The organism is Nonomuraea sp. NPDC050202, from assembly GCF_040656115.1.
GTDB lineage: Bacteria > Actinomycetota > Actinomycetes > Streptosporangiales > Streptosporangiaceae > Nonomuraea.
The window spans coordinates 452,538-467,699 of sequence record NZ_JBFALF010000004.1; the positions used below are offsets into that span (position 1 = coordinate 452,538).

19 protein-coding genes and 1 riboswitch are annotated in these 15,162 nt (G+C 71.1%); of the genes, 9 read left to right on the forward strand and 10 right to left on the reverse strand.

The window, feature by feature from the left end; genetic code table 11:
• The first annotated feature begins 66 nt into the window (after positions 1 to 66).
• From AB0I79_RS15880 to AB0I79_RS15890, 3 genes are all read left to right on the forward strand, one after another.
• A complete protein-coding gene (locus AB0I79_RS15880; protein ID WP_357872712.1) occupies positions 67 to 267 on the forward strand; it encodes a DUF5302 domain-containing protein in 201 nt (66 codons plus the stop codon).
• A 163-nt stretch (positions 268 to 430) separates the two neighbouring features.
• Positions 431 to 566: riboswitch (cyclic di-AMP (ydaO/yuaA leader) on the forward strand.
• A gap of 185 nt (positions 567 to 751) precedes the next feature.
• Positions 752 to 1,474 carry a hypothetical protein gene (locus AB0I79_RS15885; RefSeq protein ID WP_357872714.1) on the forward strand — a complete coding sequence of 241 codons (723 nt, stop codon included), beginning with the start codon at positions 752 to 754 and terminating at the stop codon, positions 1,472 to 1,474.
• Between the two features lie 66 nt (positions 1,475 to 1,540).
• Positions 1,541 to 2,386, forward strand: coding sequence for an alpha/beta fold hydrolase (locus AB0I79_RS15890; protein WP_357872715.1), 846 nt, complete (start codon positions 1,541 to 1,543; stop codon positions 2,384 to 2,386).
• Positions 2,387 to 2,434: 48 nt separating this feature from the next.
• Here AB0I79_RS15890 and AB0I79_RS15895 read toward each other — a convergent pair whose 3' ends face one another.
• The 5 genes from AB0I79_RS15895 to AB0I79_RS15915 form a co-directional block, all read right to left on the reverse strand.
• Positions 2,435 to 2,806: a hypothetical protein gene (locus tag AB0I79_RS15895; RefSeq protein WP_357872718.1), complete on the reverse strand. Its 372-nt coding sequence runs from the start codon at positions 2,804 to 2,806 to the stop codon at positions 2,435 to 2,437.
• 25 nt (positions 2,807 to 2,831) lie between these two features.
• Positions 2,832 to 3,206 carry a roadblock/LC7 domain-containing protein gene (locus tag AB0I79_RS15900; RefSeq protein WP_357872720.1) on the reverse strand — a complete coding sequence of 125 codons (375 nt, stop codon included), beginning with the start codon at positions 3,204 to 3,206 and terminating at the stop codon, positions 2,832 to 2,834.
• Between the two features lie 29 nt (positions 3,207 to 3,235).
• Positions 3,236 to 4,021 carry a hypothetical protein gene (locus AB0I79_RS15905; RefSeq protein ID WP_357872722.1) on the reverse strand — a complete coding sequence of 262 codons (786 nt, stop codon included), beginning with the start codon at positions 4,019 to 4,021 and terminating at the stop codon, positions 3,236 to 3,238.
• Positions 4,022 to 4,024: 3 nt separating this feature from the next.
• Positions 4,025 to 4,399: a roadblock/LC7 domain-containing protein gene (locus AB0I79_RS15910; protein WP_357872725.1), complete on the reverse strand. Its 375-nt coding sequence runs from the start codon at positions 4,397 to 4,399 to the stop codon at positions 4,025 to 4,027.
• A 137-nt stretch (positions 4,400 to 4,536) separates the two neighbouring features.
• The gene (locus tag AB0I79_RS15915; protein WP_253758233.1) at positions 4,537 to 4,887 is read right to left on the reverse strand and encodes a helix-turn-helix domain-containing protein; all 351 of its coding nucleotides are present in this window, start codon (positions 4,885 to 4,887) and stop codon (positions 4,537 to 4,539) included.
• Positions 4,888 to 4,941: 54 nt separating this feature from the next.
• Here AB0I79_RS15915 and AB0I79_RS15920 point away from each other — a divergent pair, with 54 nt between their 5' ends.
• Positions 4,942 to 5,544, forward strand: a complete 603-nt coding sequence (locus AB0I79_RS15920) for an NAD(P)H-binding protein (protein WP_357872728.1) — start codon at positions 4,942 to 4,944, stop codon at positions 5,542 to 5,544.
• On the opposite strand, the gene AB0I79_RS15925 is transcribed toward AB0I79_RS15920, so the two are convergent.
• Positions 5,538 to 6,746, reverse strand: a complete 1,209-nt coding sequence (locus AB0I79_RS15925) for a DUF4032 domain-containing protein (RefSeq protein ID WP_185101490.1) — start codon at positions 6,744 to 6,746, stop codon at positions 5,538 to 5,540. The two genes, AB0I79_RS15920 and AB0I79_RS15925, sit on opposite strands and share 7 nt — an antisense overlap.
• 22 nt (positions 6,747 to 6,768) lie before the next feature.
• Between AB0I79_RS15925 and AB0I79_RS15930 the strand changes: the two genes are divergently transcribed.
• The gene (locus AB0I79_RS15930; protein WP_357872731.1) at positions 6,769 to 8,337 is read left to right on the forward strand and encodes a DUF885 domain-containing protein; all 1,569 of its coding nucleotides are present in this window, start codon (positions 6,769 to 6,771) and stop codon (positions 8,335 to 8,337) included.
• Here AB0I79_RS15930 and AB0I79_RS15935 read toward each other — a convergent pair.
• Entirely contained in the window at positions 8,332 to 8,958 is a 627-nt protein-coding gene (locus AB0I79_RS15935; protein ID WP_357872734.1) for a class II aldolase/adducin family protein, read from the reverse strand. The two genes, AB0I79_RS15930 and AB0I79_RS15935, sit on opposite strands and share 6 nt — an antisense overlap.
• A gap of 45 nt (positions 8,959 to 9,003) precedes the next feature.
• On the reverse strand, positions 9,004 to 9,588 hold the full coding sequence (locus AB0I79_RS15940) for a TetR/AcrR family transcriptional regulator (protein ID WP_357872736.1): 585 nt from the start codon (positions 9,586 to 9,588) through the stop codon (positions 9,004 to 9,006).
• Between the two features lie 45 nt (positions 9,589 to 9,633).
• Here AB0I79_RS15940 and AB0I79_RS15945 point away from each other — a divergent pair, with 45 nt between their 5' ends.
• Complete coding sequence (locus tag AB0I79_RS15945) at positions 9,634 to 10,551, forward strand: carbohydrate kinase family protein (RefSeq protein ID WP_357872739.1); 918 nt, start codon at positions 9,634 to 9,636, stop codon at positions 10,549 to 10,551.
• Positions 10,552 to 10,562: 11 nt separating this feature from the next.
• On the forward strand, positions 10,563 to 11,780 hold the full coding sequence (locus AB0I79_RS15950) for an aminotransferase class III-fold pyridoxal phosphate-dependent enzyme (RefSeq protein WP_357872742.1): 1,218 nt from the start codon (positions 10,563 to 10,565) through the stop codon (positions 11,778 to 11,780).
• Positions 11,781 to 11,875: 95 nt separating this feature from the next.
• Here the strand turns inward: AB0I79_RS15950 and AB0I79_RS15955 are convergent, their stop codons facing one another.
• Positions 11,876 to 12,301 carry an NUDIX domain-containing protein gene (locus AB0I79_RS15955; RefSeq protein WP_357872744.1) on the reverse strand — a complete coding sequence of 142 codons (426 nt, stop codon included), beginning with the start codon at positions 12,299 to 12,301 and terminating at the stop codon, positions 11,876 to 11,878.
• A gap of 85 nt (positions 12,302 to 12,386) precedes the next feature.
• Between AB0I79_RS15955 and AB0I79_RS15960 the strand changes: the two genes are divergently transcribed.
• Positions 12,387 to 12,929 (forward strand): sigma-70 family RNA polymerase sigma factor, encoded by a 543-nt coding sequence (locus AB0I79_RS15960; protein WP_357872747.1) that lies wholly within the window; start codon positions 12,387 to 12,389, stop codon positions 12,927 to 12,929.
• Positions 12,926 to 13,822 (forward strand): hypothetical protein, encoded by an 897-nt coding sequence (locus AB0I79_RS15965; protein ID WP_357872751.1) that lies wholly within the window; start codon positions 12,926 to 12,928, stop codon positions 13,820 to 13,822. The genes AB0I79_RS15960 and AB0I79_RS15965 overlap by 4 nt, the downstream gene beginning before the upstream one ends.
• Here AB0I79_RS15965 and AB0I79_RS15970 read toward each other — a convergent pair.
• Positions 13,819 to 15,051, reverse strand: a complete 1,233-nt coding sequence (locus AB0I79_RS15970; protein WP_357872754.1) for an alkyl sulfatase dimerization domain-containing protein — start codon at positions 15,049 to 15,051, stop codon at positions 13,819 to 13,821. The genes AB0I79_RS15965 and AB0I79_RS15970 overlap by 4 nt on opposite strands.
• Positions 15,052 to 15,162: the final 111 nt, after the last annotated feature.

Sequence of the window (15,162 nt, forward strand, 5' to 3'; positions counted from 1 at the left end):
CCGGTTTCGCGTCATAAGCAGTGCCGTGCGAAGCTGTGAACTGTCCCCAACACCATGGAGGTCCTCATGGCGGATACACCGGAGCCGGAAGTCAGCGAAACTCCCGAGGACGAGCTGAAGCGCAAGTTCCGCGAGGCGCTGGAGCGCAAGCGCAACCAGCACGGCGGATCGGGCGCGGGTGGCAGGGGCGGCGACCCATCCAAGATCCACGGGGCGCACGGTCCGGCTGCGAGTAAAAGATCGTTCAGGCGCAAGAGCGGCGGCTGACGCTGGAATTCTGCGGGGGTACGGCGTGCCGTGCCCCCTTTTCCTTTGCCTGGACAGGTAGATCTTTCGCCCGATTCGTGAAGAATCGTTTGCAGATGTCCGTTTCCGTGGCTACTGTAATCGCCATTACCAGCCGGTGACCCAGTCCTTACCCCAGGAGGACGGCCGGTTGGCGCCGAATCCCGAACTTCGGGAACCGGGGAACCACCTCCGTTGGGGTGAATCCGGCTCCGTGCCGGTAGGGCAACTCCACCGCCCGAACCCGTCAGCTAACCCGGTAGGCGTGATGGAGAGGACAACTTACCCCATGCATCAGCGCGTCGTACCCCCGGACCGCGTCTTGACGGCCGCCTGCTGAGCGGCCCCCTTCCTCAAAGGCTCGTATCTTGCGCTCCGCGTAGCGACCTCGCGGCGCTCTGCCCCGCTGCGCCCTCATCCCCTGAGTGCAACCTCCCTGTCCCCCAGTGAAGGGTTTTGCTGCTTCATGTATGCCCGTTTTGGCCTGCGTTCCCTCGCCGTGCTGACCGCCTCCGCCGCCTGCGCGATGAGCATCGCCGGCACGGCCGCCCACGCCGACACCGACACCGGTGAAAAGATCTTGCTCAAGGGCTCGACCACTGCCTCGTACTTCTGGGACGACGCCTCCGGCCGCGCCGGTGACACGGGCCTGCCGGCCAGTGGCAAGCCGATGCAGAAGGGGCTGGCCGCCAGCCCGAGCTGGCCGCTGCTGACCGAGGGTTACGTGGTCTACAAGGGCAAGAAGATGCCCTTCTTCGTGGGTGACCGCGGGCCGGGCGCGCCCTCCAATCGCGGCATCATGCTGGACCTCGACGCCAAGACGTTCGCCGAGCTGACCGGCGGCGAGTTCAACTCCAGCACGCTGGGCGTGGACGGCATCGGCGGCCAGGGCCACATCGAGGTCGACTACGTCATCACCAAGTGGGGCGACGGCGTGGGCAAGAAGAACTACCCGGTGCCGTTCTCGACCGGCGCCTGGGCCGAGCGCGACACCAACCCGGCGACCCCGCCGCAGGCCGAGGAGGACTCCTCCGCCGCGGGCGGCAGCCTCCCTGACGCCCCCGCGGACGAGCCGGAGAAGGAGTCCGGCCTGGTCGGCACCGCGCTGATGGCCGGCGTGCTGTCCGTGGCGGGCGGTGGCGCGCTGCTCGGCGGGGAGCGCCTGCGGGCCGCGTTCATGAAGCGCTGAGCTCCCGCATCAAATCGGAGCGGATGACCTTTACGTGACGACGACCAGAATGTCATTCTGGTCGTCGTGACCATCCGCGCAGCCGCGAACGGCATCGACATCGCCTACGAGAGCTTCGGCTCACCCACCGGGCGCCCGCTGCTCCTCATCATGGGGCTCGGCGCCCAGCTCATCCAATGGGACGAGGGGTTCTGCGAGCTCCTGGCGGAGCAGGGACACCACGTCGTACGGTTCGACAACCGCGACGCGGGCCTGTCCACGCACCTCCACGAGCACGGCCTGCCCGCGATGGGAGCCGCGCCGCCGTACCTGCTGGACGACCTGGCCGACGACACCGCGGCCCTCATGGACGCGCTCGGCTGGCCGGCGGCCCACGTCGTGGGCGCCTCGATGGGCGGCATGATCGCCCAGACGCTGGCCATCCGGCACCCCGGCCGGGTGCTGACCCTGACCTCCATCATGTCCACGCCGGGCCCCTCCGTGGCCCCGCCCACGGAGGCCGCCGCCGCCGTCCTGATGGGCAGGCCGGCCGAGGGCCGCGAGGCGGTGCTGGAGCAGGCGGTGCGGACCTGGTCGTCCATCGGCTCGCCGGGCTACGAGCTGGACCGGGAGAAGATCAGGGCGACGGCCGGGCTGGCCTACGACCGCTGCTTCGACCCGGCGGGCACGGCCAGGCAGCTGGCCGCGATCATGGCGTCGGGCGACCGTACGGAGCTGCTCGCCCGGGTCGAGGTGCCCACGCTCGTGCTGCACGGGGAGGCTGACCCGCTGGTCCCGGTGGCGGGCGGCCGGGCCACGGCCGCGGCCGTCCCCGGGGCGCGGCTGGTGACGTACCCGGGGATGGGGCACGACCTGCCGCGCGAGCTCTGGCCGAGCTTCGTCGCCGAGATCACCAAGCTGACCTCGCCCTGACGACGCCGGTGGCCCGCCCCCGCGGGGCCGGGCCACCGGAACGGGCGTTCAGACCTCCAGCTTCTCCTCGATGCTCCGGAGCTGGTGGCGGGCCAGCGCCAGGTTGGCGCGGTTGCGGTCGAGCGCCAGGTACAGGAACAGGCCCTTGCCGCCGCGCCCGGTGATCGGGCGGATGATGTGGTACTGGCCGCTCAGCGTGATCAGGATGTCCTCGATGGCGTCCTTGAGGCCCAGCGAGTCCATCGTGCGCAGCTTGGCCTTGACCACCTCCGTGTTGCCGGCCGCGGCGATCTGCAGGTCCAGGTCCTTGGAGCCGCCGAGGGCCCCCAGTGCCATGCCGCTGCCGTGGTCGACGATCGCGGCACCGATGGAGCCGTCGATGCTCATCATCTCCTTGAGCGACACGTCCATGCCGGCCATGTCCTCTCCTCTCCCTGTTCGCGAGTCACTGTTTGCGAGCTGAGACGGCGGCCACGGCGGCAGCCGTCTTCCTGCCCTCCAGCCGCAGCAGCCCGACGTTCGCGCCGGGTCCGGCCAGGACCGTGAGGACGATGGTGGGGCCGGCGGCGTAGAAGGCCGTGAAACCGGCGGTGCCGGAGATGAGCGTCTCCTCGAGCGTTCCCTGGCCGGTGATGAGGAGCATCCGCCTGCTCATCGCGAGCAGCGCCGCCGACAGCGCCGCCGCCTGCTCGCCCGACTCCCCTGGAAGGTCGCAGGCGAGCTGCAGGCCGTCCACGGTGCAGGCGACGCTCCCCTGGACGTCCGGGGTGCGCTCGCGCAGCAGCGCCATCTCCTCCAGAACCTCTTGCCGTAGCTCCACCGGTGGCCTCCTCCTGAGTGAGGGGAACCTCACGACAGCTCCTCGAGCGCCTTCTTCAGCCGCATCAGCAGCGCCAGATCGGTCGGGTCGCCCGTCACGGGCGGGCCCAGCGGCTGGGCCCGCGCCTGCGGGTCGTGCGGCGGATGCTCGCCGGGCTTCCGCCGTAGGGGCAGGTCGGGCGCGGCCAGCAGCCCCGAGGCGGCCAGCCGGCGCACCGCCAGCAGCACCGGGTACGCCGGCCGGCCGATCTGCTTGGCCAGCTCCAGCGGGGTCGCCTTCTGGTCGGCCCTGACGATGACCTCCCACTGGACGCGGCTCAGCGTCACCCCGTGCCCGGGCAGCCGGGGCAGCGGCCGTACCGGGAGGGTGTCCACGTCGGCGGAGGGCCAGATCTGGGCGAGCTGCGCCCGCCGCCGCGCGCACTCCCGCACCAGCCCCGGCACGTCGAAGAACCACTGCCCGCCCAGCCAGTGCCGCTCCCCGGGGCGGAACTTGGGGCGTGTCCCGCTGACCGGCAGCAGGAAGAAGGCCGCGTCCAGGACCCCGCCGAGCACCGCGTACTGCAGCTCGCCCTGCGTGAGCGGCCCCTCGGCGAGCAGCCGCTCGCAGCCTCCGTCGGCCTGCAGCCGGCGCAGTGCCGCCTCGCTCATCAGCCCCCTGGCCGCGAGCAGCCGTTCCACGCTGGGGGCCTGGGCGCACTCCATGTACGTCACGCGCCCGTCCGAGAGGAAGATCGTGCCGCTCCTGCCGACCTGGAGCGCGCCGGTGGAGCGCTCGCGGGCGAGCCCGGCCAGGAGTGTGTCGAGCTTGGCCATGGGTCACGTCGCAAGCCGGCTGGAGATGGTGCGCAGGCGGTACCTGGCCAGGGCGAGGTTGGATCGTTCCAGGTCAAGGCGTACGTAGATGACCAGCGGCCCCTCGAACACGGTCTCCAGCAGCCGCAGCAGATGGTGACCCTTGTCCGTGGTGACGAGCATGTCGTCGATGCGGATGACGTCGCCCGGGCAGGTGCGGGCCAGGCCGTCGGTGGTGGCGCGCAGGGCCTCGGTCAGCGCGGCGGCCGACCGGTCGGCGTCCACGCCCACAGCCGTGCTGAAGGCCACCGGCATGCCGCTCGTGTGGTCCACCAGCATGGCGTCCAGCGCGCCCGGTATGGACATGACCTCTGCCAGGCAGCCGTCGATTCCCAGCACGTGACCTCCCTCACCGTGGTGGAACGCAGACAGCGTAGGGCGAAGGGGACGGGCCCACGTGACGGCCGGTCACGGGTGTGGAGGTTTTATACGGCTGCGGAGTAGAAAAGCACCACTGGTACGGAAAAACGTATGATTTATGAGAATTTCTCGCGGCAGCGCATGATTTCGGCGACATTCCGCTCGGCCCAGTCGGCCACCACGGAGATCGGCCCGTGCAGCGAGCGCCCGAGCTCCGTCAGTGTGTACTCCACCCGCGGCGGCACCTCCGCGAACACCTCCCGCGTCACCAGCCCGTCCTGCTCCATGGCGCGCAAGGTCTGCGTCAGGACCTTGGGCGTGACCCCGCCGATCCGCGTTCTGAGCTGGGTGAAGCGCATGGGCCCGCCGTCCAGGCAGAGCAGCACCAGCGCCGACCATTTATCGCCGATCCGGTCCAGGACCACCCTGGTCGGGCAATTGGGGTCGAAGACATCACCGGTATCCATAAGGTACTTATAGCACGATGAAGTAACCAGTATCCGATGGATACTCTTGGCGGCATGAAGATCCTTCTCTTCGGCGCGACCGGCATGCTCGGCAGCCGCATCGCCACCGAGCTCCGCGACCGCGGCCACGAGGTCACCGGCCTCAGCCGCAAGGGCCCCGACAAGGGCGACGTCCACGACACTGCCGCGCTGGCCGAGGGCCACGACGTGATCGTCTCGGCGATCGCCCCGCCGCGCGACGGCACCGAGCCGGAGCCGCCCTTCCTGGCGGCCAACCGCGCGCTCATCGACGGCGCGCGGGCGTCAGGGGTGCGGCGGTTGATCGTCGTGGGCGGCGCGGGCAGCCTCCAGGTGGCCCCGGGGCAGGACCTGGTCGACACGCCCGGCTTCCCGGACGTCTACAAGAAGGAGGCGCTGGCCGGCCGGGCGCTCCTGCGCCTGTACCGGGAGGTCGAGGACCTCGACTGGACGTTCGTCTCCCCGGCCGCGGAGATCGCGCCGGGGGAGCGTACCGGGGTCTTCCGGCTAGGCGGCGACATGCTGATGACCGACTCCGAGGGCCGCAGCTTCATCACCGCCGAGGACTTCGCCGTCGCGATCGCCGACGAGGTGGACAAGAACGCCCACCCCCGGCAACGCATCTGCGTGGCCTACTGATCGGCCTCCTCGGGCAGCAGCGCCCGCTCGTCGGGCTTGTGCACCAGCACGTTGTCCACGTACGACTTCACCGCCGCGGCCAGCCCGACGTCGGCCCCCTCCTGCTCCGACAGGAACCAGCGGTGGTCGAGGAGCTCGTGGAAGAGCTGCGCGGGCTCCAGCTTCCCGCGCAGCTCGGCGGGGATGGCGTCCACGGTCGGCTGGAACACCTCGGCCAGCCACCGGTGGGCCACGATCGCCTCGTCCTCGTGCCGCAGTCCCTTGGCCACCCGGAAGCCGTCGAGGTCGTTGAGCAGCCGCCGCGCCTGGTTCTCCTCGACGTCGAGGCCGGTCAGGCGGAGCAGGCGGCGCTGGTGGTGGCCGGCGTCCACGACCTTGGGGCGGACGATCAGGCGGCCCGTGCCGACCTTGCGCCGCACCATCATCTCGGCCACGTCGAAGCCCAGCAGGTTCAGGCGCCTGATGCGCTGCTCGACGCGGTGCCAGTCCACCTCCTCGATGATCTCGCTCTCGTTGATCTCGTTCCACAGGCGGTGGTAGCGGGCGACGATGTCCTCGGCGGTCTCCATGGGGTCGATCGACGGGTGCAGCAGCCCGCCGGCCTCCAGGTCGAGCATCTCGCCGAAGATGTTCGTGTGCGCGTTGTCGATGTCGGTCAGCCGCTGCCCCTCGCTGATCATCGGGTGCATCTCGCCGGTCTCGGCGTCCACCAGGTAGGCCGCGAACGCCCCCGCGTCGCGCCGGAACAGCGTGTTGGACAGCGAGCAGTCGCCCCAGTAGAACCCGTTCAGGTGCAGCCGCACCAGCAGCACGGCCAGCGCGTCCAGCAGGCGGGTGAGCGTGTCGGGGCGCAGGGTGCCCGACATGACCGCGCGGTAGGGCAGCGAGAACTGCAGGTGCCGGGTGATCAGGGCCGCGTCCAGCCCGTTCTCGCGGCCGGTGACGTACGCGACCGGCTCGACGGCGGGGGCGTCCAGCCTGGCCAGGTCCCACAGGAGCTGGTACTCCCGCTTGGCGTAGCGCTCGCTGATCTCCTTGATCGCGTACACCTTGCCGGACAGCCGGGCGAAGCGCACCACGTGCCGCGAGATACCGCGCGGCAGATCGACCAGATGGTGTTGCGGCCAGTCTTCGAGAGGGGTCTCCCAAGGGAGGCGGATCAGGTCAGGGTCGCCTAGCGCGCCAGTGATCTGCAGGGGCATTTGCTCAGGATATGGTGCATCGGTGGACGAGTTTCTCAAGTGGTACTTTTCCGACCGTCCGGTCGTTGCCGCCTCGCTCGGGGCCGACGGTTACGATCACACCCTCGGCGATTTCACCGCCTCCGCCTGGCAGGCCCGCGAGCGCGAGCAGGTGCTCTGGCTCGAACGGCTGTCCGCCGCCGAGGCGCCCACCCTGGACGACGCGATCGACAGAGATCTCGTCCTGTCGCAGCTCAGGGGCTCGATCGCGCTCGCGTCCTGGCCCGAGTGGCGGCGCGACCCGAGCGTCTACCTCGGAGCGATCTTCACCTCCATGTACGCGCCGTTCCAGCGCCGGCTCAAGCCCGAGCCCGAGCTGGTCGCCTCCGCGCTGCTCCGCCTGGCCGAGGTGCCCGGCGTGCTGGCCGCCTGCCGCGCGAACCTGGACCCCGACCTGGCCGCCCCACTGCTGGTCCAGCGGGGGCTCGGCCAGGCGCGTACCGGCCGCAACTTCCTGACCCGCACCATCCCGTCCATGGTCGAGGACGAGAGCCTGCGCGCCGACCTGGCCGCGGCCGCCGAGCCCGCCGCGCGGGCGTTCGACGAGCTCGTCACCTTCCTCGACGGCTTCGAGTGCGGCGGCACCTGGCGGATGGGGGAGCGGCTCTACTCCACGCTGCTGCGCGAGCGCGAGCTGCTCGGGTACGGCGCCGCCGAGCTGCACGAGAAGGGCAAGGCCGCCTGGGCGGAGCTGGACGCGCGCATGCGCGAGGTGGCGCTCCAGGTCAACGGCACCCAGGACTGGCGGGCCGCCATGGAGCAGCTCATGGACGACCACCCGCCGACGCTGGCCGACATGCGCGCCGAGTACGAGGCCGAGACGCTGCGGGCGCGCGAGTTCGTCAGGGAGCGGGACCTGGTGACGTTCGCCGACGGCGAGGAGTGCCACGTGCTGCCGTCGGCCGAGTACACCCGCCCGGTCCTGTCCGTGGCCCACTACCTGGCGCCGCCGCCGCTCAGCGCGTCGCGGACGGGCATCTTCTTCGTGCCGTACACGCCGGACGACTTCACCCCCGAGCAGGTACGCCAGCGGCTGCGCACGAACTCGCGGGCCCAGATGCCCTCGATCGCCGTGCACGAGGCCTACCCCGGGCACCACTGGCACCTGTCGTACATGGCGGGCAGCCCGCGTACGGTCAGGAAGGTCTTCAGGACGCCGTACTTCACCGAGGGCTGGGCCCTGTACGTGGAGAAGATGCTGCACGAGCAGGGCTACTTCGACACCCCGGCCACCGAGCTGGCCCACCTCGACTGCCGCGTCTTCCGCGCCGCCCGCATCGTCGTGGACACCGCGCTGCACTGCGAGGACATGTCGATCGAGCAGGCCGAGACGTTCATGGCCACCAAGGCGTCGCTGTCGCCCGGCACGGCGCAGGGCGAGGTGAACCGCTACTGCGCCTGGCCCACGCAGGCGCCGTCCTACCTGACGGGCGCGATCGAGATCGACCGCGTCCGGGAGTCGTTCCAGGGCTCGCTCAAGGAGTTCCACGACCGGATCGCCGGGTCGGGCGGGCTCCCGCTCGGCCTGGCCGAGCAGGCCGCGCTCTCATAGGGGCGGGGGGTTGAGCGTCCGCTCGACCACGGCGGCGAGCTGCTCCTCCGTCAGGATGTTCGGCTTGCCGACGCTCAGCCCCCGCACGTACACCTCGCACAGCCACTCCAGCAGGCGGGTGCCCTCGAACGCCTCCTCCAGCGTCGCCCCGATGGTGACGCCGCCGTGGTTGGCCATCAGGGCGGCCCGCTTGCCCTCCAGCGCCGCGCGCACGTTCGCGGCCAGCTCGGGCGTGCCGTAGGTCGCGTACTCGGCCACCTTCACCACCCCGCCGAGCATCAGCGCGTTGTAGTGCACGGGCGGCAGCTCGGTCATCGTCGTGGCCACCACCGTGCCGAACACGGAGTGCGTGTGCACGATCGCCCGCGCGTCGGTGGTCCGGTAGATGGCCAGGTGCATGGGCGTCTCGCTGGACGGCCGCAGCTCCCCCTCCACCCGCCTGCCCGTCGCCAGGTCCACGACCGGGCACATCTCGGGCGTCAGCCGGTCCAGCGCGGCGCCCGACGGCGTCACCGTTACCAGGTCGCCCTCGCGCACGCTGAGGTTGCCCGAGGTGCCGATGACCAGGCCGAGCTCGACGGCTCGCCGGCCGTACTCGCACAACTGCTCGCGAAGGCTCATGCGCCTGGAATGTAGTGGTTCATCCCAGCGGAAGCCAACCGGCCGCTACAACCGCTCCAGGGTCTGGAGCATCAGCCGCTCGACGTCCTGCCCGCGCAGCCGGCCGGGATACAGCAGCAGGTGCAGGCTGAGCCCGTCGACCAGGGCGAGCAGCCGCTCGGCCACGTCGTCCAGGTCGTCGTCCGCCGTCAGCTCCCCGGCCTCCCGCGCCTGCTCCAGAAACTCCCGTACGGCGGCCCGCAGCTCGCCCGCCTCCGCCCGCTGCACCTCCGCCAGCCGCTCGGCGGCCAGGCTCCGGCTCCAGAAGCTCACCTCCAGCCGGGTCTCCTCGGCGCGCTCGCCATCCAGCGGCAGGTTGTCCAGCAGCACCTCGCGCAGCGCCGCCAGCCCCGTCATGCCCGCCACCCTGCCCGTGATCCGGCCCCGGATGCGCCGGTGCGACTGCCGCAACGCCGACAGCAGGATCTCGTCCTTGTCGGCGAAGTAGTGTGCGAGCACGCCGTTGGAGTAGCCGGCCTCCTTGGCGATGGCCCGGGTGGTGGCGGCGTCGATGCCGTCCCTGACGATCACCCGGCTGGCCGCCGACAGCACCTCACGCCTGCGCTCATCGTGATCAACGATCTTCGGCATAGGACACCTCTTGCGTTTTATTCGGACGTCTGTCTATTTAAGACCATGACCGTCGTCACAGTCGGCGTCCACATCGTCGACATCCTCGCCAGACCCGTCGACCACATCCCCCAGGGCCAGGACACGGTGCTGGTCGACCAGATCCGCCTCACCGCGGCCGGCGCCGCCGCGGGGACCGCGGTCGACCTGGTCAAGCTGGGCAACGACGTGGTCACCATGGGCGCGATCGGCGACGACGAGCTCGGCGACTTCCTGCTGATGATCCTGGCCAAGCGCGGCGTGGACACCTCCCGCCTGGTACGCAGGGCGGGCGAGCAGACGGCGGCCTCGATCCTGCCCATCCGGCCCGACGGCGGCCGCCCCAGCTTCCACGTGCCCGGCGCGAACCTCGGCGTTACGCCCGCCGACCTCGACCCGGGCCTGCTCCGCGCGGCCAGCGCCATCCACCTGGGCGGGATGGACGTCACGTTCGGCCTCGGCGACCCGGCCTTCTTCGCCCTCCTGGACGAGGCCCGGTCGTCCGGCGCCGTCATCACGATGGACCTCCTGTCGGAGATGCCCGACCTGCTGGGCATGGCCCGCGCGTTCCTCCCGCACGTGGACTACGTCCTGCCGAACGAGTCCCAGGCCCTGCTCATGACCGGCGCCGCGGACGTCGAGACCGCCGCCCGCACCCTCCTGGCCGACGGCCCGCGGGGCGTGCTGGTCACGCTCGGCGCCGCGGGCAGCCTGGTGGTCACCGAGGCCGGCGCGCGGCACGTGCCGGCGCTCAAGACCGACGTCTCCGACACCACGGGCTGCGGTGACGCGTACTGCGCGGGCTTCCTCACCGGCCTCCTGCACGACCAGGACGTGCTGACGGCCGCCCGCTGGGGCACGGCCGCCGCCGCCCGCGTCGCCACCGGCCTCGGCTCCGACGCCGGCCTCACCGACCTGCCCTCCACCCTCGACCTCCTCACTTAGGACCCAGCTTCATGACCACAGACGCCGACCTCCGCCAGCGCGCCGCGAAAGTCGTCCCCGGCGGCATGTACGGCCACCTCAACGCCGCCATCTTCGCCCCCGGCTACCCCCAGTTCTTCGAACGCGGCGAGGGCTGCCGGCAGTGGGACGTCAACGGCCGCTCCTACATCGACTTCATGTGCAGCTGGGGCCCGGTCGTGCTCGGCCACCGGCACCCGCGCGTCGAGGAGGCCGCCGCCCGCCAGGCCGCGCTCGGCGACTGCCTCAACGGCCCCGGCGCGATCATGGTGGAGCTGGCCGAGCTGCTGGTGGACACCGTGCCGAGCGCCGACTGGGCGATGTTCTCCAAGAACGGCACGGACGCCACCACGCAGGCCCTCATGGTCGCCAGGGCCGCCACGGGCCGCACGAAGGTGCTGATGGCGCACGGGGCGTACCACGGGGCGGACCCGTGGTGCACGCCGTCCCCGGCGGGGACGACGCCGAACGAGCGGGCCGACCTGGTGGAGTTCACCTACAACTCCCTGGAGTCCCTGGAGGCCGCGGCGGCGACCGTGGAGGGCGACGTGGCCGCGATCATCGTCACCCCGTTCAAGCACGACTCGTTCGAGGACCAGGAGCTGGTGGAGCCCGCCTTCGCGCGCGGCGCCCGCGCGCTGGCCGACCGCCTCGGGGCGGCGCTGGTGATCGACGACGTGCGGGCCGGCTTCCGCGTCGACCTGCGCGGCTCCTGGGAGCCGTACGGCGTGCGCCCCGACCTGACGGCCTGGTCCAAGGCCATGGCCAACGGCTACCCGATCGCCGCCGTCACCGGCACCGACGCCCTCCGGGGCCCCGCCCAGACGCTGTACTCGACCGGCTCGTTCTGGTTCTCCGCGGTCGCCATGGCCGCGGCCAAGGCCACCATCGAGACCCTCAGGGACGAGGACGGCATCGGCGCCATGGAACGGGCGGGCTCGCAGCTGCGCGAGGGCCTGTACGCCCAGGCCAAGGCCCATGGCTTCGTGGTGAACCAGACGGGCCCGGTGACGATCCCGTGGCTCAGCTTCGACGGCGACGCGGACCTGTCGGTGGCCATGCACTGGAGCGACGCCTGCCTGCGCCACGGGGTCTACATCCACCCCTGGCACAACTGGTTCATGTCGGCGGCCCACACCGAGGCGGACGTGGCAGCCGCCCTGGAAGGCACCGACCAGGCCTTCGCCGAGACCCGGGCCCACTTCGGCTGACCCGGGCCGCCCCCGCCCGGCGCGCCCCTCAGCGGACGAGGGGGCGGCGCCGGGCGGCGGCGACGGTCTCGCGGCCGTCCTCGACTCGGGTCCGGCTAGTCGTGGGCGACCCGATAGCGGCCCCCGGCTCCCACCGTGCCCAGCAGCCGGGCACTGGCCTCGAACAGCGGCTCCGGGAGCCCGTCCAGCGGGAACCACCGCCACGACCGGAAGACGTGCGGCTCGGTCACCACCGGCGCCCCGGCCCCCGCCGCCATGCTCACCCCGGCCGTCACCCGCACCCCGCCCTCCGGATGGTCCAGCACCACGGCGGTCACCCGGGGCGTTCCCGCGTCGTGGATGCCGGTCTCCTCCCCGAGCTCCCGCACGGCCGCCTCCTCGAAGCTTTCTCCAGGCTCCACGGCCCCGCCGGGCAGGCACCACGACGGCGGCTCCCCGGCCTTGACCCGCTCACCCAGCAGAACCCGTCCATCGGGCGCGATGAGCACCACCCCCACCCCAATAACGCGATCAACGCTCATCGCGCAAAATCTCCTTCCAACGCGTAATGCTCCAGATATCCCGGACATGGGGTGAGTGTTGAACGCCCCCGACTGAGGAGCCTAAGTGGGAGCAGATCCCGAGAGGCGCTTCGAGGAGCTCTACGAGTCCTCGTACCGCCCCCTGCTCGGGTACGCGTTGCGCCGCTGTCCGGACCCGGACGACGCGGCGGACGTCGTGGCCGAGACGTTCATGGTCGCCTGGCGCCGCATCGAGGCGGTCCCCCGAGGGGACGAGGCCAGGCTGTGGCTCTTCGGCGTGGCCAGGAAGGTGCTGGCCAACCACCGGCGCGGCGAGCGCCGCCACGAGCAGCGCACCGCCGCCCTGCGCGCCCAGCTCGCCGCCTCGCCGCTCGCCACCGAGCTGCCCGGCGAGGAGCTCTCCCGGCTCGGGCAGGTGTTCAGGGCCTTGCCCGAGGGGGACAGGGAGTTGCTCGCGCTGGTCGCCTGGGAGCGGCTGAGCCCCGGCGAGATCGCCAAGGTGCTCGGCACCTCGGCGAACGTCGTACGGGTCAGGCTCTATCGCGCCCGCAGGCGGTTCGCCCGGAGGCTGACCGAGGCGGGCATCCACCACTCGCGCGCCGTCGCGTTCGAAGGGAGCAAGCTGTGAACATCGCCGATCTCGCCCGTGTACGGGACGAGGACCTGGCCGGGGAGCCCGTGGGGCAGGCGTCAGGTGCGGGGGCGCGGGCGCTGATGGAGTCGATCATGGCGACCGGGCGCGAGCCCGCCAGGCGCCGGCGGGTCACGGTGCGGCGCGGCGCCGGGCTCGGGGTGGTGGCGGCCGGGCTGGCCGCCGCGCTCGTGATCTGGACGCCGCTCGGCGGGCCCGCCACCGAGTACGCCAACGCCGCCGTCTCGCTCAGGACCGGTGACGACTTCATCGAGGTCGAGATCAACGACCCGGAGGCCGACGCCGCGAAGTTCACCGAGGCGTTCCGCGCCGTCGGGCTGGACGCGGAGGTGCGCAAGGCCCCTGTCGCGCCGCAGGACGTGGGCAAACTGGTCGGTCCGCACACCGAGGGCGACTTCCCGCCGGGCACGGGCATCACCATCCACACGGAGCAGGAGGGCTGCCGCTCGGCCTGGTGCGGCAGGGTCTCCATGCCCGTCGGCCTCACCGGGAAGGTCGTCTTCGGGATCGGCCGGCCCGCCGCGCCCGGAGAGCTCTGGGCGACGCCGGTGCAGGCCGACTTCTACGCCGACGGGGGAGTGGTCGAGGGTTACAAGCCTCGTGGCAAGCCGGTCGCGCAGGTCAGGGACACCTACGAGCGGGCCGGGATCAAGAAGATCTCCTACGTGGTGATGTGGCTCAATCCGGACGGCAGCGGCAGCGGCTACGACGTCGACGCCGCGCACGTCAAGGACGACTGGCTGGTCGACAGCGCGATGCGGATCGCGTCCGACGCCGTCGCGGTCCACGTCGCCGCCCCCGCCGGCGTGCCGAAGGACTCCCTCCCCAAGATCGACGGGCCGCGACCGTCCGCCTGGTGGAAGGGCTAGGAGCGCCGTTTCGACTCCTCCGCCGCCCAGGTGAAGACGCCCTTGGCCATGAGCGAGAGCTCGCCCGCCGCCCTGGCGGAGAAGACCTCCGCGCGTACGCGGTGCACGCCCGCGTCGTCCGGAGCCGCCAGGGCGGCCATCTCCGCGAGATGTCCCGCGAGCCGCTCGTCCCCCTCGGAAAGGGCGCGCAGCGCGGCGTCCGCGAGCGCGGCAGGGCCGCCCGCGAGTTCCGCCACGGATCTCGCCAGAACGGCCTCGGGAGCGGGTTTGAGATGGGCCGGATTTCCGTCGTACCAGCCGCCGTAGAGGCGCCACAGATTGCGTACGACGAATTCCGGCTCGTCGTAACGGGCGCGCAGATAAGGCCGGTCGGAAAGGTGATCCGGCGGCCGTACGGAATGCACGATCTCGTCGAGCCGGGCCCCGGCGTTGAGCAGTTCCAGGGTCTGCGTGACGAGCGAGTCCAGCCATTCCGCCGTCTCCAGCAGCGCCTGCCTGATGCGGTCGCGGCCGAGGACCGGAGCGCCGTGGCTGGGCAGCATGATCTCGGCGTCCATGGCCGCCATCAGCCGCAACGCGTGCACCCATTCCCGGGGATAGCGCTGCACTTTCTGCGGGTTCCCGCAGTTGGGCGTCACCCAGATGAACAGGTCGCCGGGCAGCAGCAGCCGGTGCTCGGGCACGTAGCCGATGGTCGCGTCGTCGGTCTCGCCCTTGGCGTGCGTCAGGTCGAACGTCAGGCCGCCGCGCCGCACGGTCAGCGTGTCGGTGTAGGTCACGTCGGGGTGGCGGTAGGAGTCGGGCCAGCGCAGATTCGGGGCCTGGAACTGCCGCTGATTGATCACCGAGTTATAGCCATTAGTCAGCAAATATCGCTCGAAGCGGTCAGTTACGGCTTTGTGCGCGTAAATGGTGGCCCGATGGCCCTCTTCCTCGAACGGCGCAGTTCCGAAGACGTGGTCGATGTGCCCGTGCGAGTAGAAGGCGGTGGTCAGCGGCGCCCGCGTCCACTTGCGCACGTCCTCGTGCAGCCGCGCCGCCGAGAACGGGCTGCTGGTGTCGAACAGCACCAGCTCGCCCCCGGTCTCGAAGGCGATGACGTTCCCGAACCCCGACCACCAGCCCACCCCCTCGGTGACGGTCAGGACGCCCTTCCCCGTCATGCCCGCGTCGACGATGCTGTCGTCCGCCTCGCCCTGCCACACCTGGTCGGCGTACTCCTCGATCATGCGACCCACTCTGCTTCTAGAACGTCGTTCTAAGCAAGCGTCACGGCAAGGTCACGTCTCGATCGCACCCCCTTGACGGCTGTCGGAGCCCGTTCGTACGTTGCGGGGAAT